Origin of the sequence: Nitratireductor sp. (genome assembly GCF_017794765.1) — a bacterium.
Lineage (GTDB): Bacteria > Pseudomonadota > Alphaproteobacteria > Rhizobiales > Rhizobiaceae > Nitratireductor.
In genome coordinates this window covers 1,513,298-1,533,707 of the sequence record NZ_CP051236.1, presented here as the reverse complement: position 1 = coordinate 1,533,707, position 20,410 = coordinate 1,513,298, and the positions used below count along the sequence as shown (strand labels likewise).

24 protein-coding genes are annotated in these 20,410 nt (G+C 60.7%); 12 read left to right on the top strand and 12 right to left on the bottom strand.

What is annotated here, in order from left to right; translation table 11 throughout:
* Positions 1-3: 3 nt before the first annotated feature.
* The 6 genes from HF949_RS07285 (at position 4) to HF949_RS07260 (ending at position 4,732) form a co-directional block, all read left to right on the top strand.
* Complete coding sequence (locus HF949_RS07285; RefSeq protein ID WP_292899443.1) at positions 4-417, top strand: OsmC family protein; 414 nt, start codon at positions 4-6, stop codon at positions 415-417.
* Between the two features lie 87 nt (positions 418-504).
* Complete coding sequence (gene pcaD, locus HF949_RS07280) at positions 505-1,302, top strand: 3-oxoadipate enol-lactonase (protein WP_292899441.1); 798 nt, start codon at positions 505-507, stop codon at positions 1,300-1,302.
* Between the two features lie 40 nt (positions 1,303-1,342).
* Positions 1,343-3,415: a 3-hydroxyacyl-CoA dehydrogenase NAD-binding domain-containing protein gene (locus HF949_RS07275; protein ID WP_292899439.1), complete on the top strand. Its 2,073-nt coding sequence runs from the start codon at positions 1,343-1,345 to the stop codon at positions 3,413-3,415.
* Between the two features lie 97 nt (positions 3,416-3,512).
* Positions 3,513-3,935, top strand: coding sequence for a YeeE/YedE family protein (locus HF949_RS07270; protein WP_292899438.1), 423 nt, complete (start codon positions 3,513-3,515; stop codon positions 3,933-3,935).
* 3 nt (positions 3,936-3,938) lie between these two features.
* Complete coding sequence (locus HF949_RS07265) at positions 3,939-4,385, top strand: DUF6691 family protein (RefSeq protein WP_292899437.1); 447 nt, start codon at positions 3,939-3,941, stop codon at positions 4,383-4,385.
* Positions 4,386-4,393: 8 nt separating this feature from the next.
* On the top strand, positions 4,394-4,732 hold the full coding sequence (locus tag HF949_RS07260; protein WP_292899435.1) for a TIGR01244 family sulfur transferase: 339 nt from the start codon (positions 4,394-4,396) through the stop codon (positions 4,730-4,732).
* A 65-nt stretch (positions 4,733-4,797) separates the two neighbouring features.
* Here the strand turns inward: HF949_RS07260 and HF949_RS07255 are convergent, their stop codons facing one another.
* The 4 genes from HF949_RS07255 to HF949_RS07240 form a co-directional block, all read right to left on the bottom strand.
* Positions 4,798-6,120 carry a TRAP transporter large permease gene (locus HF949_RS07255; protein ID WP_229447768.1) on the bottom strand — a complete coding sequence of 441 codons (1,323 nt, stop codon included), beginning with the start codon at positions 6,118-6,120 and terminating at the stop codon, positions 4,798-4,800.
* A complete protein-coding gene (locus HF949_RS07250) occupies positions 6,117-6,647 on the bottom strand; it encodes a TRAP transporter small permease (RefSeq protein ID WP_292899432.1) in 531 nt (176 codons plus the stop codon). The genes HF949_RS07255 and HF949_RS07250 overlap by 4 nt, the downstream gene beginning before the upstream one ends.
* Before the next feature lie 205 nt (positions 6,648-6,852).
* The gene (locus HF949_RS07245) at positions 6,853-7,902 is read right to left on the bottom strand and encodes a TRAP transporter substrate-binding protein (protein ID WP_292899430.1); all 1,050 of its coding nucleotides are present in this window, start codon (positions 7,900-7,902) and stop codon (positions 6,853-6,855) included.
* Between the two features lie 204 nt (positions 7,903-8,106).
* On the bottom strand, positions 8,107-8,574 hold the full coding sequence (locus HF949_RS07240; protein ID WP_229447771.1) for an Lrp/AsnC family transcriptional regulator: 468 nt from the start codon (positions 8,572-8,574) through the stop codon (positions 8,107-8,109).
* Positions 8,575-8,720: 146 nt separating this feature from the next.
* On the opposite strand from HF949_RS07240, the gene hppD reads away from it, so the two are divergent.
* The 3 genes from hppD (at position 8,721) to HF949_RS07225 (ending at position 12,056) form a co-directional block, all read left to right on the top strand.
* Positions 8,721-9,833: a 4-hydroxyphenylpyruvate dioxygenase gene (hppD, locus tag HF949_RS07235; protein ID WP_292899426.1), complete on the top strand. Its 1,113-nt coding sequence runs from the start codon at positions 8,721-8,723 to the stop codon at positions 9,831-9,833.
* A gap of 175 nt (positions 9,834-10,008) precedes the next feature.
* Complete coding sequence (locus tag HF949_RS07230; protein ID WP_366931297.1) at positions 10,009-11,634, top strand: flavin monoamine oxidase family protein; 1,626 nt, start codon at positions 10,009-10,011, stop codon at positions 11,632-11,634.
* Positions 11,635-11,660: 26 nt separating this feature from the next.
* Complete coding sequence (locus HF949_RS07225) at positions 11,661-12,056, top strand: c-type cytochrome (RefSeq protein WP_292899424.1); 396 nt, start codon at positions 11,661-11,663, stop codon at positions 12,054-12,056.
* Positions 12,057-12,100: 44 nt separating this feature from the next.
* Here the strand turns inward: HF949_RS07225 and HF949_RS07220 are convergent, their stop codons facing one another.
* From HF949_RS07220 to hmgA, 7 genes are all read right to left on the bottom strand, one after another.
* Positions 12,101-12,298, bottom strand: a complete 198-nt coding sequence (locus tag HF949_RS07220; protein ID WP_292899422.1) for a DUF2783 domain-containing protein — start codon at positions 12,296-12,298, stop codon at positions 12,101-12,103.
* A gap of 1 nt (position 12,299) precedes the next feature.
* Positions 12,300-13,916, bottom strand: coding sequence for an FAD-dependent oxidoreductase (locus tag HF949_RS07215; protein ID WP_292899420.1), 1,617 nt, complete (start codon positions 13,914-13,916; stop codon positions 12,300-12,302).
* 67 nt (positions 13,917-13,983) lie between these two features.
* Positions 13,984-14,325, bottom strand: coding sequence for a hypothetical protein (locus HF949_RS07210; protein ID WP_292899418.1), 342 nt, complete (start codon positions 14,323-14,325; stop codon positions 13,984-13,986).
* Between the two features lie 24 nt (positions 14,326-14,349).
* Positions 14,350-15,300, bottom strand: a complete 951-nt coding sequence (locus HF949_RS07205) for an MBL fold metallo-hydrolase (protein ID WP_292899416.1) — start codon at positions 15,298-15,300, stop codon at positions 14,350-14,352.
* A 24-nt stretch (positions 15,301-15,324) separates the two neighbouring features.
* Positions 15,325-15,660 carry a hypothetical protein gene (locus HF949_RS07200; protein ID WP_292899414.1) on the bottom strand — a complete coding sequence of 112 codons (336 nt, stop codon included), beginning with the start codon at positions 15,658-15,660 and terminating at the stop codon, positions 15,325-15,327.
* A 3-nt stretch (positions 15,661-15,663) separates the two neighbouring features.
* Positions 15,664-16,680 carry a fumarylacetoacetate hydrolase family protein gene (locus HF949_RS07195; protein WP_292899412.1) on the bottom strand — a complete coding sequence of 339 codons (1,017 nt, stop codon included), beginning with the start codon at positions 16,678-16,680 and terminating at the stop codon, positions 15,664-15,666.
* A gap of 91 nt (positions 16,681-16,771) precedes the next feature.
* The gene (gene hmgA / locus HF949_RS07190) at positions 16,772-18,085 is read right to left on the bottom strand and encodes a homogentisate 1,2-dioxygenase (RefSeq protein ID WP_292899410.1); all 1,314 of its coding nucleotides are present in this window, start codon (positions 18,083-18,085) and stop codon (positions 16,772-16,774) included.
* A gap of 109 nt (positions 18,086-18,194) precedes the next feature.
* Here hmgA and HF949_RS07185 point away from each other — a divergent pair, with 109 nt between their 5' ends.
* From HF949_RS07185 to HF949_RS07175, 3 genes are read left to right on the top strand one after another with little or no spacing between them, the layout of a single operon-like run.
* The gene (locus HF949_RS07185; RefSeq protein ID WP_292899408.1) at positions 18,195-18,641 is read left to right on the top strand and encodes a MarR family winged helix-turn-helix transcriptional regulator; all 447 of its coding nucleotides are present in this window, start codon (positions 18,195-18,197) and stop codon (positions 18,639-18,641) included.
* 51 nt (positions 18,642-18,692) lie between these two features.
* Positions 18,693-18,950, top strand: a complete 258-nt coding sequence (locus HF949_RS07180) for a type II toxin-antitoxin system Phd/YefM family antitoxin (RefSeq protein ID WP_040665463.1) — start codon at positions 18,693-18,695, stop codon at positions 18,948-18,950.
* The gene (locus HF949_RS07175) at positions 18,947-19,354 is read left to right on the top strand and encodes a type II toxin-antitoxin system VapC family toxin (RefSeq protein WP_292899404.1); all 408 of its coding nucleotides are present in this window, start codon (positions 18,947-18,949) and stop codon (positions 19,352-19,354) included. Before HF949_RS07180 ends, HF949_RS07175 begins: the two co-directional genes overlap by 4 nt.
* Before the next feature lie 3 nt (positions 19,355-19,357).
* Here the strand turns inward: HF949_RS07175 and tdh are convergent, their stop codons facing one another.
* Positions 19,358-20,392, bottom strand: a complete 1,035-nt coding sequence (gene tdh / locus HF949_RS07170) for an L-threonine 3-dehydrogenase (protein ID WP_292899402.1) — start codon at positions 20,390-20,392, stop codon at positions 19,358-19,360.
* Between the last annotated feature and the right edge of the window lie 18 nt (positions 20,393-20,410).

Genomic DNA, 20,410 nt, shown 5'->3' with positions numbered 1-20,410 from the left:
CTCATGGCGATCCGCATCAAAGCAAAAACCTATGGCCCGTTCACCACCGCCATCGGCCCCGGCAAGGTGATCCATGTCGATACCGCGCCCAGGCAGACTGTCGCCATCACCTCGCCATCTGCGGAAGAGGCGGGGTCGCCCGTCGACTTCATGATCTCCGCGCTTGGTGCCTGCCTTGCCCTTTCCTTCCACCATGCCGCGCAGGAGATGAAGATCGATGTTGGACAGGTCTCCGTCGAGGTTTCCGGCAAGAAGGCCGAGGATCTGCCGGACCGCATCGGCAGCTATGACGCCACCGTCTCGCTCGACACCATGCCCGGCGAGGAAGAGTGCGCGGAGCTGATCAAGCGCGCCAAGGCCCGCTGCACCGTATCGAACTCGCTGAATGGTGAAGTCAACATGAAGATGGCTGGCTAACGGCGTTTCGGTCTTCAAATCATTGACGACGCCTTTCCCTTCTCTCATACAGAACCCGCCTTGCGGCAAACCATGGGAGGCAGGTGCATGAACTTCACGCGCGTCAACGGCGTCGTCATTCATCACGAAGTGCGCGGGACGGTCGGCAAACCCGTTCTCGTCTTTTCCAACTCGCTTGGAACCGACTTTCGGATCTGGAACGCCGTCGTTGAACGGCTGGAAGCCGACTACCGCATCGTCCTTTATGACAAGCGCGGCCATGGCCTGTCCGAAGCCACGCCCCAACCCTATGCGCTGACGGATCACGTCGACGATCTCGCAGCCCTGCTCGACCATCTCGACATCACAGGCGCGACCATTGTCGGCCTGTCCGTTGGCGGCATGATCGCGCAGGGGCTCGCCGCGCGCTGGCCGCATCTCGTCTCCCGTCTCGTACTCTGCGATACAGGCCATAGAATAGGCCACGACGATCTGTGGAACAGCCGGATCGAAGCCGTGAACACCAAAGGCATCGCATCCATCGCCGACGGTATTCTCCAGCGCTGGTTCACGCCCTCTTTCCGCGCACCGGACAACGATGCTTTCGTCGGCTACACGGCCATGCTCACCCGCACCACGGTCGATGGCTATGCAGGCACGTGCTCAGCCCTGCGTGACGCCGATCTCACCGAGGACACCCGCGCCCTAAAGCTCCCCACACTCTGCATCGTGGGCGACCAGGATGGCTCCACCCCGCCCGATCTCGTGCGCGAGCTTTCGAGCCTGATCAACAGTGCCCGTTTTGAGATCGTGAAGGATGCCGGGCATCTGCCATGTATCGAACAGCCCGAGGCGACGGCCACGCTGATTGCAGATTTCCTGCGCGAAACCACGCCAGAAGCCTGAGCCGCCGCGCCCCGCATCTAGGATGACAAGAGGACCCTGAATGAGCGACACCGTAAAGATCACCCGCGACAATGGCATTGCCGTCCTCACCCTCGACAATCCGCCGGTCAACGCGCTCGGCCACGCGCTGCGCGCGCCGCTCTTCGAGGCGCTTGGCGAAATGAATGCAGACGATGCGGTTCAGGCCATCGTCATCACCTGCGCGGGTCGCACCTTTATTGCCGGTGCCGACATTTCCGAGTTCGGCAAGCCGCCGAAGGAGCCAAGCCTTCCCGACCTGATCGAAAAGCTTGAAAGCATCGACAAGCCCACCATCGCCGCGATCCATGGCACAGCGCTTGGCGGTGGGCTGGAGCTGGCACTCGGCTGCCACTACCGTATTGCAGAAAAGACCGCCATGATCGGCCTGCCCGAGGTGAACCTCGGCCTCATTCCCGGCGCCGGTGGCACGGTGCGCCTGCCGCGTCTGGTGGGGCCTGAAGCCGCATTGAAAATGATCGTCTCCGGCAAGCCCATCGGCATGGACGAAGCCGTACGGCTCGGGGCGGTCGACCGCGTGGCCGAGAGCGATCTTCTGGCCGAGGCCGTGGCCTTCGCCCGCGACATGGCCGCCTCCGAAAAACCGCATATCCATATCCGCGCCCGCAGCGAAAAACTTGCCATTGACCTCGCCGCCTTCGATGAGGCCGTGAAGGCAGCGACGAAAAAAGCGCGCGGTCTCACCGCGCCGCAGACGGCGGCACAAGCCGTCCGCAACGCCATCACCATGAAGTTCGATGCAGCCCTCAACCGCGAGCGCGAACTCTTTCTGGAGCGTCGCGACAGCGAAGAATCCGCTGCCCAGCGCCATCTTTTCTTCGCTACCCGCGAGGCAACCCGCGTGCCGGGCATCCCGCGCGAGACCGAGGCCCGCAAGATCGCGCGCGCCGGCGTCATCGGTGCCGGCACCATGGGGGCGGGCATCGCCATGGCGCTTGCCAATGGCGGTATTCCCGTCACCATTCTGGAAATGAACGAGGACGCCATCGCGCGCGGCCTTTCCCACATCAACAAGACCTATTCGGGATCGGTAAAGCGCGGCTCCATCACGGCTGAGGAAAAAGAGGCCCGCACGGGGCGCATCACCGGCACCACGGATTATGCCAACCTTTCCGACTGCGATATCGTGATCGAGGCCGTCTTCGAGGAGATGGGCGTGAAGCGTCAGGTCTTCACCGCGCTCGACAGCGTTCTGAAGCCCGGCGCCATACTCGCCTCCAACACCTCCTATCTCGATGTGAACGAGATCGCCGCCACCACGAAGCGTCCGCAGGATGTGGTCGGCCTCCATTTCTTCTCGCCCGCCCATGTGATGAAGCTACTGGAGATCGTGCGCGGCGAAGAGACAGCGCCTGATGTCATCAAGACGGCGCTCGCGCTCGCCCGAAAGATCGGCAAGGTTCCCGTCGTCGTCGGCGTGTGCAACGGCTTTGTGGGCAACCGCATGCTTGCGGCCCGGCGCGAGCAGAACGAAGACCTGCTTCTGTCCGGCGCGACACCCGAACAGGTGGATATGGTTTTCACCGATTTCGGCTGGCCCATGGGGCCGTTCCAGATGGTCGACCTCGCCGGTCTCGACATCAGCTGGAAACACCGCCAGTCGCAGGGCCTCACCGCGCCCATCGCCGACACGCTGTGCGAGGCAGGCCATTTCGGCCAGAAGTCCGGGCGCGGCTTTTATCTCTATGAAGAAGACTCCCGCACACCAAAGCCGGATCCCTTCGTTCAGGAGCTCATCGAGAAGAAGGCAGCCGAGCTTGACGTCGAACGCCGCGAGATCAGCGCGGAAGAGATCACTGAGCGCACGCTCTACCCGATGATCAACGAGGGCGCGAAGATCCTCGAAGAGCGCATCGCCGCCCGCGCCTCCGACATCGACGTCGTGTGGGTCAATGGCTACGGCTTCCCGGTCGCCAAAGGCGGGCCGATGTTCTGGGCCGAGCGCTTCGGCATCAAGACAATCGTCGAGCGGCTGGAGCACTGGCACCGGAAGACCGGCAATCGCGTTTTCGAACCCGCTCCCATCCTTCGCCAGCTCGCGCTCACGGGCGGCGGCTTCGGCGATCTTGTGTAGGATCTCCCCGGGCAACTGCGCCACCATCAACCCTTGGCATTTGGGCGGGCAGCCCCATATTCAGAGCGCTGTCCATTCAAACAACGGAGCGGTCAGGATGACCGAGTTTACCCCCATAGCCTCACTCGCCGGCGGCGCGCTGATCGGCCTTGCCGCAGTGGTGCTCATGGCCTTCAACGGCCGGGTGGCCGGCATGACCGGCATTCTGTCAGGCCTCCTTCCACCTCAGGAAAACGCCTGGCACTGGCGCGCCGCTTTCATCATCGGCGCCATCGCCGCGCCTCTGTTTCTGATGCTGAGCGGTACGGCAATCCCCTTCCAGGTGCCCGTCTCCACCGCCGCGCTCGTCATCGGCGGTGTTCTTGTCGGCATCGGCGTCACCTTCGGCAATGGTTGCCCCAGCGGACATGGTGTCTGCGGCATGTCGCGCGGCTCCATCCGTTCCATCGTTGCCGTCATCACATTCATGGCCACCGCTCTCGTCACCGTGTTCATCATTCGTCACGTGATCGGAGGCTGATCGATGAAACAGCTTGTCGCAGCCCTCATCGCCGGCCTTCTTTTTGGTGCTGGCATCGCATTGTCCGGCATGATCAATCCCGCAAAAGTGCTGAACTTCTTCGATGTCGCGGGCACCTGGGATCCAAGCCTCGCCTTCGTGATGGGCGGTGGGCTTGCGGTCGCGGCCCTCGGTTACCGCCTCCTCTTCGGCGCGCGCGAAAAACCGTTTTTCGCCGAGCGCTTCCAGCTTCCGGCGCGAAGCGATCTCGACCCGCAACTGATCGGCGGTGCCGCCGTATTCGGCATTGGCTGGGGTATTGCCGGCTTCTGCCCGGGTGCGGCGATCCCGGCCCTTGGGCTCGGCTATTCGGACACGATCGTGTTCCTCGCCTCGCTCATCGCCGGAATTCTCGTTGCCAAATCCCTCAAACGGCGCTTCTCTGCCGCCGAAAAACGCGTCAGTCAGTGAGGAAAACCATGGATATCAAGAAGATCTCGGACGATTACGCGGTATCCCCGCAGATCGCGCCGGAAGACGTCGCCGCCATCAAACAGGCTGGATACAAAAGCATCGTCTGCAACAGGCCCGATGGCGAGGATGCCGGCCAACCCACGGTCGAGACTATTTCAAAAGCCGCGAAAGAGGCCGGCCTCGCCTTCCGTCATGTGCCGGTCGTCTCCGGTGCCATGACGCTCGACGATGTGACAGACATGGCCGCCGCCCTTAAGGAACTGCCGGGCCCGGTCTTCGCCTATTGCCGCAGCGGCACCCGCTCGGCCAATCTCTACGGCATCATTCAGGAGCGCGGTCTCTAACCACTCCAAAGCGACTTGGGGTGGCAACAGCGCACCCCATCGACGCAAGCGCCCCCACTCCGCCGTCAGTAAAGCCAGCGCATCAGGAACAGCGAGATCGCCGGGAACAGCGTCAGAAGCGCCACGCGCAGAATGTCGCTGATCACGAAGGGCATCACGCCGCGATAGGTCGCCGAAATCGGCGTGTCCTTGGCCATGGAGTTGAGCACGAAGAGGTTCATGCCCACCGGCGGCGTGATCAGCCCCACCTCCACCACGATCAGAACGAGAATGCCGAACCAGATGGCAAACTCCTCCGCTCCCAGCCCGAAATCGAGGATCGTGACGATTGGGAAAAAGATCGGAATGGTGAGCAGGATCATGGAGAGCGAGTCCATCACGCAGCCGAACACGAGATAGAGCAGCAGGATGAGCGTCAGCACCATCCACGGGCTGTAGCCCTGCTCACTCACGAATGCCGCCATCTGCTGCGGCACCTGCGCCAGCGCCAGAAACGAATTGTAGAAGCCGGCCCCCAGCACGATGAAGAAGATCATCGCCGTGGCGGTTGCCGTGGCAAGGATCGATTCCACAAAGGTCTCACGCGTCAGCCCGCCATTCACGAGCGCGATCAGCCCGGTGCCGGCGGCACCCACGGCGGCACCCTCGGTCGGCGTGAAAACGCCAAGATAAATGCCGCCGACCACCGCCAGAAACACCACCAGAACCGGCCAGACATCGAGCAGCGCCCGCATCCGCTCCGAATAGGGCGCACGCTCGCGTGTTCCGGCCGAGTCCGGCCAAAGCCGCACATAAATCGAGATCGCCAGCATATAGCCGAAGGCAGCCAGCACGCCGGGCACAAAAGCGGCCACGAAAAGCTTGGCAATGTTCTGCTCGGTCAGGATCGCGTAGATGACGAGGATCACCGATGGCGGAATGAGAATGCCGAGCGTGCCGCCTGCCGCGAGCGTTCCCGTGGCAAGTGCACCCGAATAGCCATAGCGGCGCAGTTCCGGCAGCGCCACCTGGCTCATGGTCGCCGCCGTCGCCAGCGAGGAACCGCAGATGGCGCCAAAGCCCGCACATGCACCCACCGCCGCCATGGCAACACCGCCGCGCTTGTGCCCCATCCAGGTTTCAGCCGCCTTGAACAGCGCCCGCGACATGCCGCCCAGCGTTGCAAACTGCCCCATCAGCAGGAACAGCGGCACAATGGAAAGCGAATAGCCGGAAAAGGTGGAATAGGTTTCGTTCTTCAGCTTGGCCAGCACAGGCGTCACATTGCCGAACACGATCCAGCTTCCGCCAAGCCCGCACAGGAGCATCGCAAGACCGATGGGCAGGCGCAGAAAGATCAGAAGAAGGAGAAGCGGAAAAGACCAGAGGCCGATTTCAAGATTGGTCAATGGACGCTCCCCTCTCCGGGCTTTGGCATCGGTGTGCCAACCTTCAGTTCGCGATAGCGCACGAGGATCATGTAGAACGATATGATCACCGCAATGACCGCCGCCACAAAACAGGCTGCATAGGGCCACCAGAGCGGAAACTGGAGGATGAAGGTGGTCTCGCTGTAGCTCAGCTTGTCGAGCATGCCGTAATAGAGCTGGCGGGCGATCAGCACGAGCACCAGCGTCATGATGATCTCCGTCACGAGATCGATCACATGGTTCATGCTGTTTGGCAGAAATGTGGTGAAGATGTCCACCGTGGCATGGCCGCGATTGAGCTGGCACCAGGGCAGGAACGCGAACACCGCAAAGCCAACACCGGCCTGAACCAGCTCGAAGTCACCGGGCACCGGTCCAAGGCCAAAACGCACCAGCGCCCGGCCGGTGATGCTTGCCACTGTCATGATAATGACCGCTGCCAGAACGATGCCGCCCAGAATGGCCATGACTCTGGCAAGCCAGACAACGATGATCGATAATCTCATGCCCCGTTCCGTCCCATATCGCGTTCCCTGCGCGTCCCATGGCGCGTCCCATGGCATTCCTGCCTGGTTTTGTCATTGTTGCGCCGGGCCTGAAAACGTTAGTCAGCGGTTGCTGCCTTCGCAAGCGTGGCCTCGACACAATAGCGTGTCCCAAAAAACGGGGCAGGCCTTGCAGCCCGCCCCGTCTCTTCTGGTCGGTTCAGCCTCACTGACTGGTGTATTTTTCAATCAGGGCACGGGCCTCGTCGATCAGCATCTGACCGTCGATCCCCTTGTCCTTCATTTCGGCCACCCACTGTTCGTAAACGGGTGCCGCCGCTTCTTTCCAGGTTTCGGTGTTTTCAGCGCTGATCTCGATGATGTTGTTGCCGCGATCAACGGCGATCTTCCGGCTCGGAACGTCCGCGCCCGCCTGCGTCCTGCCGGCGAAGGCAGCAAATTCCTGGCCGGAATTGTCGTCGAGCACCTTTTTCAGGTCATCCGGCAGGCTGTCATACTTGGCCTTGTTCATCGCCAGCACAAAAGTGGTCGTATAAAGCGCGTGATCGCCGCCGAATTCAGTATGGTTCGACACGAGCTCAGGCACTTTCAGCGCCGGCGTGACTTCCCAGGGGATCACGCATCCATCGATCACGCCCTTGGAAAGCGCCTCGGTGATCTGCGGCACCGGCATGCCGACCGGCGTCGCGCCAAGCTGGCCGAGCAACGAGTTGATGATGCGCGTGGGTGCGCGGATCTTCATGCCCTTCAGATCATCGAGCGTCTCGATCGGCTCCTTGGAGTGAAGCATGCCAGGGCCGTGAACCCAGACACCCAGCACATGTGTGTCCTTGAACTCGGTGTCCTTCATGTGCTTCTCGAACAGATCCCAATAGGCGCGCGAAGTGGCCTCGGCATTCGTCATCATGAAGGGGAGTTCGAACACTTCAGTGGACGGGAAACGACCCGGATTGGAGCCCGGCAGCGTCCATACGATGTCGACGATGCCGTCACGCGCCTGATCGTAGAGCTGCGGCGGCGTGCCGCCGAGCTGCATGGCCGGATAGCGCTCGATCTTGATGCGCCCGCCCGATTCCTGCTCCACCTTGTCGGCCCAGGGGTCGAGCACCAGCTTCGGCACATTGGCCTGCGGCGGCAGGAACTGGTGCAGCCTCAGCGTCACCTCCTGCGCGAATGACGAGGCGGTGGCCCCGATAAGCCCGGTTGCTGCAACAGCAGCCGCCAGGGCCAGTTTTCTGACGGAAAATGGTTTCATGCTTCTCCTCCCGATTGCATGTCCCGAAACGTCGGTGATGACGCTCTATATTCTGCGGCAGGACCGCGCCCGGTCTCTCCAAGCCCTGCGCGACCGCCTGGGAGCCGAGTATCCACTGGAATCCCGCCTCCCGTCCACCGAGACTTTAGCGGAAATTATGTAACAATAAAGAGGCATTTCCGGCCATATTCGTAACAAAAAACATCAAAGCGGCAGGGCACCGGTTTCCTTGAGTGTTTCGAGTACTATGGCGCTCTTCACGTGTTGCACCGAATCGTGCGGGAGAAGCACGCCGTTGACGAATTCCGAGAGCGATTTCAGGTCGGGCGTAACCACTTTGAGAATGTAGTCCATTTCACCGGTGAGTGCGTGCGCCTCCTGTACCTCCGGCAGGCGGGCGAGCAGTTCACCGAAACGGCGCGCATTGTCGGGGTTGTGCGTGGCCAGTGTCACGGTGATGATGTTGACGAGCGGGAAGCCCAGCCTGTCCCGGTCAAGCATGGCCGCATAGCCGCGGATATATCCCTCTTCCTCCAAACGCTGCCGGCGGCGTGAACATTGTGAGGGCGACAGGTTCACCCGTTCCGAGAGATCGTTGTTGGTCAGTCGCGCATCGACCTGCAAGAGAGATAATATCTTGCGGTCATAACCATCAACACGCGCATCAGCCATGCAATTTTCCTCCTTCATGCACGGTAAGTGCGCACTTCTCACAAAATACGACCCAGAATGCAAGCCGCGTGCAGCCCATGCGGCGTAAAATGCGTGCATGACATTCGGACACGTCCAGATGTTCCCAGATCAGGAGGATAAAAGCCATGGGTCCGTTTCCCCACGACGCACCGCCGCCGAAAATCAGCGAAGAAAACCCCGCCGGCACGGACGGGTTCGAGTTCGTTGAATTCGCCCATTCGGAGCCGGAAAAACTCGCCGAGCTGTTCACCAGGATGGGCTACACGGAAGTTGCCCGCCACAAGACGAAGAAGGTTTCCGTCTGGCGGCAGGGCGATATCAACTACATCGTCAACGCAGAGCGCGGCAGCCACGCCATGCGCTTTGTCGAGGATCACGGTCCCTGTGCTCCCTCCATGGCCTGGCGTGTGGTCGATGCGAAACATGCGTTCGATCATGCTGTCTCCAAGGGTGCGGAACCCTACAAAGGCGACGACAAGACGCTCGACGTGCCCGCCATTGTCGGCATTGGCGGCTCGCTTATCTACTTCATCGATAGCTATGGCGAGAAAGGGTCTGCCTACGACGCAGAATTCGAATGGCTTGGTGAGCAGAATCCGCGTCCTGAGGGCGTCGGCTTCTATTACCTCGATCACCTCACCCACAATGTCTATCGCGGCAACATGGACAAGTGGTGGGATTTCTACCGCGAGCTTTTCGGCTTTTCGCAGATCCACTATTTCGACATCGATGGCCGCATCACCGGCCTTGTCTCCCGCGCGATCACGAGCCCTTGCGGCAAGATCCGCATCCCGCTCAACGAATCCAAGGACGACACCAGCCAGATCGTCGAATATCTGAAGAAGTACAACGGCGAAGGCATCCAGCACATCGCGGTCGGCACCGATGGCATCTACGACGCCACCGACAGGCTCGCGGACAATGGGCTTAAATTCATGCCCGGCCCGCCAGAAGTTTATTACGAGAAGAGCTTTGACCGTGTTCAGGGCCACGACGAGCCCATCGAGCGCATGAAGAAGCACGGCATCCTGATCGATGGCGAAGGCGTGGTGAATGGCGGCATGACGAAGATCCTCCTGCAGATATTCTCCAAGACCGTCATCGGTCCGATCTTCTTCGAGTTCATCCAGCGTAAGGGCGACGAAGGCTTTGGCGAGGGCAATTTCCGCGCCCTGTTCGAAAGCATCGAGGAAGACCAGATCCGCCGCGGCGTTATCAAGGTCGATGCGGCCGAGTAAAACGCCCGCATAACGTTGGGAAAGATTTGGAAAGGCCGTCCATGACGGCCTTTTTTGCCGACTACTTAAAATACTGCTTCTGTTACACCCGGTAAGAGCATTCATTCTCCCGAAAACATGAAATAGTTCAAAACGTTTACTCAATATTACCTTTTTTGACGCGCCAGAAGGCGCGATGATGTCTCCTGGCCAGAAAGGCAAGGAGCGCAAGAACATGCAGCGGGCATTGGGACAGGTAACACGCCGCGATCTCCTGACGATGATCGGCGCAACCGCCGGCAGCGCTGCTCTCTATCAGGCGATGACCACGCTTGGGCATGCCCGGTCTTCCCCCTACAAGGGACCGGTGAACCTCCAGGGCGACCCCGGGGCGGCGAAGGTTCTGATCCTCGGCGCGGGGCTCGCCGGCATGGTCGCTGCCCTGGAATTGCGGGCGGCCGGTTATGAAGTCGAGGTACTCGAGTACCGGGAAAAAGCCGGGGGGCGGTGCTGGACCCTGCGCGGAGGCGACACCTATACCGAGCTTGGCGGTTTCCGCCAGGACATCGAATATGCCGAAGGCAATTACTTCAACCCCGGCCCCTGGCGCATTCCCCACCATCACCACGCCATTCTTGATTACTGCCGGCGTCTCGGCGTCAGGCTCGAACCTTTCATACAGAGAAATCACAACGCCTACCTCCACTCCACCGCCGCGTTTGGCGGCAAACCGCAGAGGTTCCGTGAGATCGCGACCGATTTTCGCGGTCACACATCCGAGCTCCTCGCCAAAGCTGTCGATCAGGGCAATCTGGGCGAACTGGTGAGCGATGAGGACAAGGAGATGCTCCTGGAAGCGCTGCGCATAAACGGTGTGCTCGACAGAGATTTCGGCTACGTCAAAAGCCAGCACACCAGCGAGTTCCGCGGCTTCCAGTCATGGCCGGGTGGGGGAGCGAACGCAGCCCCCCGCCCCTCCGAACCAATCGCTTCGGACGACCTTCTTCAATCCGGTCTGTGGCGGTGGCTTGGTGAAGCCGAGACTGTCAATCATCAGGAAACCATGTTTCAGCCCGTCGGCGGTATGGACATGATTGCCCAGGCATTCGAGCGGGAGATCACGGACCTTGTCCGCTACAATACAAAGGTCATCTCCATAAAGCAGGACGAGACCGGCGTAACCGCCATCTATGAGGACACCGCCAGCGACGCCGAGCCTCAGGAAACCCGGGCCGAGTGGTGCATCTGCACCATCCCCTTTTCCATACTCGGCCAGATCGAGAACAATTTCTCAGACGGGATGAAGGGCGTGATCGACAAGGTTCATTACGCTGGCTCCGTCAAGTTCGGTCTCGAGTTCAACCGCCGTTTCTGGGAGGAGGACGAGCACATCTACGGCGGCATCTCCTACACCGATCTTCCCATCTCGCTGATCGGTTATCCTTCGAACGACTACCTTTCCGGCGGCAAGGGCGTGCTTGTCGGCGGCTATAGTCAGGATGCGGGAGCCTATCAATTCACGGCCATGGCGCCGAAAGAACGCATCCGCAAGGCGCTGGAATACGGTGCCATAATACATCCGCAATACCGCAGCGAATTCTCCACCGGGGCGAGCGTCGTGTGGCATCGCGTGCCCTGGGCACTGGGCTGTTACGGAACCTGGAACAACAGGAAAGCCGATTACGACCGGGCAACACGGTTCGACGGTCGCACACTAATGGCCGGAGAGCACATATCCTATCTGCCGGGATGGCAGGAAGGCGCGCTTCTTTCCGGCCTTGACGCCATCTCCCGCCTCCATGACCGGGTCATGAACGGCTGACCGGACGGCGTGCAAAGGACCCTGCCATGCAATTGAAAGCCCTCGCGCTATGCATCGCCGCTTCGATAATGTTTATCGCCCATGCGTATGCCGAGGATGGCGTACCAGCCGCGGATACGGACAAGATTAAAGTCACCAGCGGTGAACAGATTTACAAATCCGTCTGTCAGGGTTGCCACATGCCCGACGGAAAAGGCGCTGCCGGTGCAGGCCGCTATCCCTCCCTGGCCAACAATCAAAACCTCGAATACCCGGAATATGCGATCTTCGTCATCACATATGGGCAGAAGGCCATGCCCGCCATGGGCGATGTGCTCACCGACCAGCAGATCGTCGATGTGGTCACCTACATCCGGACCAATTTCGGCAACACCTATACCGAGGAAGTGACGGTGGACCAGATCGTCCCGCCCTGGCCCTGAACACGGTCACGGACGATGATCCCGAACCGGCCCGCCTGTCTTGCCTAGTCACCGCGCGCGGCCCGAAGCGCCGCGCGGATCACATCCAGATCACCCACCTGGTTGGCCAGAAGCAGCACGAGTTTCGCATTGAGCCGTGCGCTTTCCTCAAAGCTCAATCCTTCATGCGCTGCCATCAGCGCGGCGTAGAAATCATCGCCCGCGGCCCCCAGCCGGTCCCGGCCGATCTCACTTTTGTCCATCTCAATCCCTCCCCATCGCCCGGGTCATTGCCGCCGCGACCCGATGCGCATCTGCCGCCTTGAAGACCGCCGCGACATGCTGATCGGGCCGCACCAGATAGAGCCTTCCCGACCCATAGCGCGCAGTAACCGCGCCCTCGCAATCCTCGACATGCGCCACACCATCCACTGCCGTTCCGCCGGGGCGCGTCACCTGCACCACATGCAGTCCCGCCGGCAGACCGAGGGGTGGTTCGCAATCGACGGCCAGCAGCACGAAGCCACCACCCGTTTCGCCGAGCAGCCAGGACGGCTTCCCGCCTGCCCGCACGGGGGCATCCGGCAGCGCCTCGCCCGGCGCAAGCGGCCCCTCGCCCTCCCACGCGGTCTGAAGCCGACATCCCGCCAGCGAACATGGCTTCGACAAACGGCCCGAGTTCACCAGCCGCCGGGCGAAATCATGCTTCGCTGAAAGCGCGAGCACACTGTCGCGAAAAACGCGCTCCATCGCGCTCTTCGGTGTCATGAAAGAGGTCGAGCGCGCTGAGTGGAGAATGTTCTCATCCGCACCCAGAATGCGCTCTTCGTCATAGGTCTGGATCAATGAAACCGGTGCCTCGCCCTTCACCACAAGCGCCAGCTTCCAGCCGAGATTGTCGATATCCTGAATACCGCCATTGCCACCGCGCGCGCCGAAGGGCGAAACGATATGCGCGCTGTCGCCGGCAAAAATCACCCGGTCATGCACGAAGCGCTCCAGCCTGCGGCACTGGAACGTGTAGACCGAAACCCAGTCGAGCTCGAACTTCGAATGCCCGATCACCTTTTCGATACGGGGGATGACGTTTTCAGGTTTTTTCTCTTCCTCCGGGTCGGCATCCGGGCCAAGCTGCAGGTCGATACGGTAAATATCGTCCGGCTGCTTGTGCAGAAGCGCTGATTGGCCCTTGTGGAAGGATGGTTCGAACCAGAACCAGCGCTCAGACGGGAAATCCGCCTTCATCTCCACATCGGCAATCAAAAAGCGCTCTTCAAACACCTGGCCCGCAAAGTCCAGTCCCATCATGGAGCGCACGGGCGAGCGGGCGCCGTCGCAGGCTATCACCCACGCGGCATCCAGTTCATAGTCGCCGTCTGGTGTCTCCACACGAAGCCGCACATCGCCGCCCGTCTGCTCAAGCCCTACCACCCGGTTTTTCCAGCGCAGATCGATCCGGCCGGACAATTCGCCCGCGCGCTCCACCAGATATTGCTCAACGTAATATTGCTGCAGGTTGATGAAGGCGGGCATCTTGTGACCATCCTCCGGCAGGAGATCGAAGCTCCAGACCTCCCGGTCGCGGTGAAAAAGCCGCCCGACCTGCCAGGTCACGCCCTTCTCAACCATGCGCTCGCCCACCCCCAGCCGGTCAAGGATTTCCAGCGTACGCTTCGACCAGCATATCGCGCGACTGCCCAGTGAAACGACATTGTTGTCGTCGAGCACGACCACCGGGACACCGCGCTGCGCCAGGTCAATCGCAGCGGCGAGCCCCACAGGCCCGGCGCCAACAATGACAACCGGATATTGCCCCACATGTCCGCCGGCGAGTTCCGGAGGTTTCGTGTATGGAAAGGGGTTGTACGCATAACGCGGCATTGATGTTCACCCTCCCTTTGCAACCGTTCCCCTCAGGAGGAGCGGCTCCAAATCCTGTTTCCCTTGTTCACCACAGCTCCACCACAGTGCTGAAAAACCACCCACCGATGGCGACGACCAGAAGCCCGTACCCCAAGCGCACCATCAGGCGCGACACGTGATAGCGCCCCCCGGCTCCAATCCCTTCTGCGAAGGAGCGCAAGTCACCCTGGATATAAGCGCGCATGTGTTTTTCGCCGCGCTTGTCCGGGGACCGGCGCATGGAAAGGAAACGCGTGAGCGCTTCCTCTTCACGCCAGCCGAAGCGCTGCTTCTCTAGCAGGAAGGAGAGCCGCAGAAGACCACACCAGCCCGCGGCCACAAGCCCGAGACCGATCAGGAATACTGCGCCAATCCAGAACCCGTTCACTGCTTCCTCCCCAGGGGCTGGCAATCAGCCCTGCAACGCCTCCCACATCTGCCTGTCTCGCTCTGCCGTCCAGATGCGCGGCGTGTCGATGCCGAGCGCCTCGTCATAGGCACGTGCGACGTTGAAGGGCAGACAATGCTCGTAAATCGCATAGTCGGAAAATTTCGGATCGCACACCGCGCGGCAGGCATCCCACGCCTCTTTCAACGTGCCACCGCCCTGCGCCACGCGCGCCACCGGCTGATAGGTGGACGCGACGAAATCGCCGGTCAGATCCAGCGCTTCATTGACCATGGCCTGCCCCACCAGCACGCCGCCACGACCCGGTGCGATGGCGTCGAGATCGAATGCGCGAATTTCCTCCAGCGTCGTCGGCCAGTCGTGAAAATGACCGTCACCGCAATAGCAGGCCGAATGATGCTCCACGATGTCACCGGTGAACATCACATTGGCGTCCGGCACGAAGGCCACAATGTCACCGGCCGTATGCGCCCGCCCGAGGAACATGAGGTCCACCCGGCGCCTGCCGAGATACACCGTCATGGAACTGGAAAACGTGGTCGTCGGCCAGGTCAGGCCGGGGATCGATTCGTGCCCCTGAAAAAGACGTGGGAAGCGCACGAATTCCGAATCCCAGTCTTCCTTGCCCCGCTCCACCACCATGGAGCGCGCCTTGTCGCTCATGATGATGGTCGGCGCATTATAGGCAGAAGCACCCAGAACACGCACTGCATGATAATGCGTCAGCACCAGATGGCTGATCGGCTTGTCGGTGACGGAGCGAACCTTTTCGATCACCTTTTCAGCCAGTCTCGGCGTCGCCTGTGCCTCGATTACCATCACGGATTCGTCGCCGATGATGATGCCCGAATTGGGATCACCCTCGGCGGTGAAAGCCCATAGGTCCCGCCCGATTTCATCAAACGAAATTGTCTTTTCTGTCAGATCACCTGCGGATGCGAACTCTTTGGCCATTACGCGCCTTTCTCGTTGAATACACTATGCCCCGACCATGACTGCCAGGGACTTCATGATGCTCCAGGGATCGAGCGCACTGAACACGACTGCAGACACCGCCGAGATCAGCGTCCAGACGATCATCACCCGTGTCAGCATCGAACCGCTGTCGATTCGATATGCACGCATCGACAGCAACACGTTCACGCCGATGACGGTTACCACGAACACCAAGGACAGCAGAATTCCCATCCATTGAGGCGAAGTGGCGTAAAGCGCATCGAAAACTGACTTCAACGCCCATGCCAGGATTGAAATCCCGACCAGATTGAATGCCGCGAAAACAAGCGCCGTGCGCTTGAGAGGGTTCAGTGCCATTCTTTAGGGCTCCTGATAATCCTCGACGCGCTGTTCAATTGCGCCGAAGATGGAATGGCCCCCACTGTCTTTCATCTCGATACGCACTGTGTCACCGAAGCGCAAGAAAGGCGTCTTCGGTTTACCGTGTGTTATCGTCTCGATCATGCGGATCTCGGCAATACAGGAGTAGCCGACACCGCCGTCGTCAACGGGCTTTCCGGGTCCGCCATCCAGCTTGTTTGAAACGGTGCCCGAACCGATAATCGTGCCAGCGCAGAGCGGACGCGTCTTGGCGGCGTGGGCAATCAGCGTCGGAAAGTCGAAGGTCATGTCGACGCCTGCATCGGCCCTGCCGAAGGGTTTACCGTTATAGTCCACGCATAGCGGCAGCGAGACCTTGCCGCCGTCCCATGCACCGCCGAGTTCGTCAGGCGTAACGGCGACCGGCGAGAAGGCCGAAGACGGCTTCGATTGAAAGAAGCCGAAACCCTTGCCGAGTTCTGCCGGTATCAGCCCGCGCAGCGAAACATCGTTCACCAGCATGACAAGCCGGATGGCTTCTCGTGCCGTTTCCAGTGTGGCGCCCATCGGAACGTCGTCGACGATGACCGCCACCTCCCCTTCCATGTCGATACCCCAGGCCTCGTCGGCCATGCGAATGGGGTCGCGCGGCGCCAGAAACGCATCGGACCCACCCTGATACATGAGCGGATCTTCCCAGAAGCTCGCCGGCATTTCGGCGCCACGCGCCTTTCGCACCAGTTCCACGTGATTGACGTAGGCCGAACCATCCGCCCACTGATAAGCGCGCGGCAATGGCGAAAGCGCATCATGCTCATGAAAGCGTTCGGCAGGTACCGAGCCGTGATCAAGGCTTTCGGAAAGCGCCGCCAGGTGGGGGGCTATGCGCGCCCAGTCGTCCAGTGCCGCCTGCAGCGTCGGAGCGAGGAAGGAGGCATCCGTGCAGCGTGTCAGGTCACGAGAGACGACGACCAGCCTGCCGTCGCGCGTTCCGTTCTTGAGCGTGGCGAGTTTCATGCAGTGTCCTTTATGCGTTGGGGGAGACGCGCAATCGGCGCAGGTCCAGCGGACCGACGCCGATCATATCTTTTGTGGCCGCTCCGGTCGATCAGGACCAGTCGCCTTCCGGTGTGCCGTTGAAACGCTTTTTCAGATCCTTCCAGCAGTCGATGTAGTTTTCCTGCAGCGTGTCTGTCTCGGCAGCGTAACGCGTGAGGTGCTGGGGAAAGCGCGTCTCGAACATGAAGGCCATGGTCTCTTCCAGCTTCACCGGCTTCAGTTCGCCATGGCTCGCCTTTTCAAAGCCAAAAGCGTCTGGTCCGTGCGGCAGCATCATGTTGTGCAGCGAGGCGCCACCCGGCACAAAACCCTCTTCCTTGGCATCATACTGACCTTTGATCAGCCCCATGAACTCGCTCATGATGTTGCGGTGATACCAGGGCGGGCGGAATGTGTGCTCGGCCACCATCCAGCGCGGCGGGAAGATGACGAAGTCGATATTGGCCGTACCCTCTTCGCCAGAAGGGGCAGTCAGCACCGTGAAGATCGACGGATCGGGATGATCGAACAGGATCGCCCCCACCGGCGAGAAGGTGGAGAGATCGTATTTGTAGGGCGCGTAGTTGCCATGCCAGGCCACCACATCGAGCGGTGAATGGCCAATTTCGGTCATATGGAACTGGCCACACCATTTGACGAACAGCCGGCAGGGCTTTTCCTTTTCCTCATACCAGGCAACCGGCGTCTTGAAATCGCGCGGGTTGGCGAGGCAGTTCGCGCCGATCGGACCGCGATCCGGCAGAGTGAACTTGGCGCCGTAATTTTCGCACATATAGCCGCGCGCCGGCCCGTCCATCAGCTCGACCTGAAAGATCATGCCGCGCGGCATGACGGCGATTTCGCCGGGCTCGATCTCGATGATGCCCATCTCGGTCTTCAGCCGCACGCCGCCTTCCTGCGGCACCAGCATCAGTTCGCCATCGGCGTTGAAGAAATAATCGTCCACCATCGACGTGTTGAAGGCGTAGATGTGGGCGGCCATGCCGGCCTGCCCCTGGACGTCACCCGCCGTCGTCATGGTGCGCACACCGGAAAGAAAAGCGGTTTCCTCGTTGGGGATCGGGGTGGGATCCCAGCGCAACTGCCCAAGCGACAGTTGATGGTCGTTGATGTTGGGCGCAGACTTCCATTCATCGAAATGCACCGCCTTAAAGCGCCCGGTGTGCTTCACGCTCGGGCGAATACGGTAGAGCCAGGAGCGTTCATTGGTGCCGCGCGGGGCGGTGAAGGGGGAACCCGAAAGCTGCTCTGCATAGAGGCCATAGGCCGGCCTTTGCGGTGAATTCTGCCCCTGTGGCAAAGCGCCCGGCAGGCTCTCTGTCTCAAAATCATTGCCGAAACCCGGCATGTACTGCACGGTCATTCGATCCTCCATGCAATGGGGAAGTCAGGAATTGGTTGCAATCGTAACCATGGCGAATGTAACTATCAACGAGACACAAGGAAAACACAGCGCTTCAGGAAGGATCGTCATGACCGATAGGCCCACGCTTGCCCTGGAACATTTCCTTCCCTATCGCCTTACGCGTCTCACCGATGCGATCAGCCGCGATTTCTCCCAGGCCTACCGCGCCCGCCTCGGTCTGACGCGGCCAGAGTGGCGCACACTTGCCACCATCGGACAGTTCGGCATGATGACGGCAACCGAGATCGGTGCGCATTCGTCCATGCACAAGACCAAGGTGAGCCGCGCGGTTGCCGCTCTGGAAACACGCCGCTGGCTGGTGCGTACGCCCGACCCGCAGGATCGTCGCGTCGAGCGACTGACACTCAGCAAGACCGGCCAGAAAGCCTATGAAGACATGGTGCCAGTCGCGCACGGTTTTGAGACGAAGCTGCTGGCCCGCATGAAGCCAAAGGAGCGCGCCGCACTCCTTGAAGGCCTCGCGGCGCTGGAGCGCGCCGTGTTGACGGATTAGCGTTCACATCCCATATTATGGTCAAATTGACCAGTTAAAATGACCATTGAGATGAAAACACTGACTGCAACAGAAGCAAAGTCCCGGTTCGCCGCCCTACTTGGCGATGTCGAACGGGGTGAGACCATACTCATCACACGGCACGGCAAGACGGTGGCGCGCATTGTCCCCGATCAGATCGAGACGGCTGCGCAGACACGCGCTGACAATGCGGTCCGGAAGCTGCGCTCCCTGCGCGATACCCTTCCCAAAACAGCGACGTCACTGGACGACATGCTTGCATGGAAACATGAGGGTCACCGCTATTGACGCGGTTCGTGCTCGACGCGTCGATAACCGCCGCCTGGCTTTTGCCCGACGAGGATCATGATCTGGCCCTTGCCGTGCAGGAAAGCCTTCTCACCTCGCAGGCCATCGTGCCGCCGATCTGGTGGTTCGAGATATGCAACCTGCTTGTCATGTGCGAGCGCCGAAAACGACACACGCCGGCCATCACACAGACCATCCTCGACGCGCTTTACGACCATCCAATCCTCATCGACGACGACATCGACCCTGCGGCGATGCTACGCCTCAGCCGCGCGCACGGGCTGACGGTCTATGACGCCTCCTATCTGGAGATCGCCCAGCGCCACGCAGTGCCGCTGGCGACACTCGACCGCAAACTCGCCTCGGCTGCAGTCGCAGAAAGCATATCCCTGTTCGCCTCGTAGCGGCTACCAGCTCATCACCACCTTGCCGGCCTTGCCGGTGCGCATCGCATCGAAACCATCCCGGAAATCATCCACATTGATGCGATGGGTGATCAGATCGCGCACGTCGAGCCGCGTCTGCACCAGCGCGATCATCTTGTACCAGGTCTCGAACATCTCGCGCCCATAGATGCCCTTCAGATGCAGCATCTTGAAGATGACCTTGTTCCAGTCGATCTCGAAGCCCGCCGGTGCGATGCCTAAAATGGCGATCTTGCCGCCATTGTTCATGGCGTCGATCATGTCGCGGAAGGCGGGGGCTGCGCCCGACATTTCAAGCCCCACATCAAACCCCTCGGTCATGCCGAGCTGGCGCATCACTTCCGCCAGAGTTTCCTCTGCCGCATTCACCGTGTGCTGAACGCCGAGCTTCTTTGCAAGCTCCAGCCGGCCGGGATTGATGTCGGTGATGACCACCTTGCGCGCGCCCACGGCCTGCGCCACCAGCGCGCCCATGATGCCGATCGGCCCCGCCCCCGTCACCAGCACATCCTCGCCAACGAGATCGAAGGAAAGTGCGGTGTGAACGGCATTGCCCAGCGGATCGAAGATCGCCGCGATCTCATCTGGAATGTTGTCGGGAATGGGCACCACATTGTGCTGCGGCAGTGCTATGAACTCGGCAAACGCGCCGGCGCGGTGAACGCCCACTCCCAGCGTGTTGTGGCAAAGATGCCCGCGGCCTGCCCGGCAGTTGCGGCAATGGCCGCACACGATGTGCCCCTCGCCCGAAACCCGCTGGCCGGGTTTGTACTCCGTCACCGCCGAGCCAACCTCCGTCACCTCGCCGACGAATTCATGCCCAGTCACCAGCGGCACCGGCACGGTGTTCTGCGCCCACTCGTCCCAGTTCCAGATATGCACATCCGTGCCGCAGATCGCGGTTTTCCTGACCTTGATGAGCACGTCATTGGGCCCCACCTCGGGCACCGGAACACGCTCCATCCAAAGCCCTTCCTCGGGTCTGGATTTCACGAGCGCCTTCATCATGTTGGACATGGTCGATTATCCTTCCAA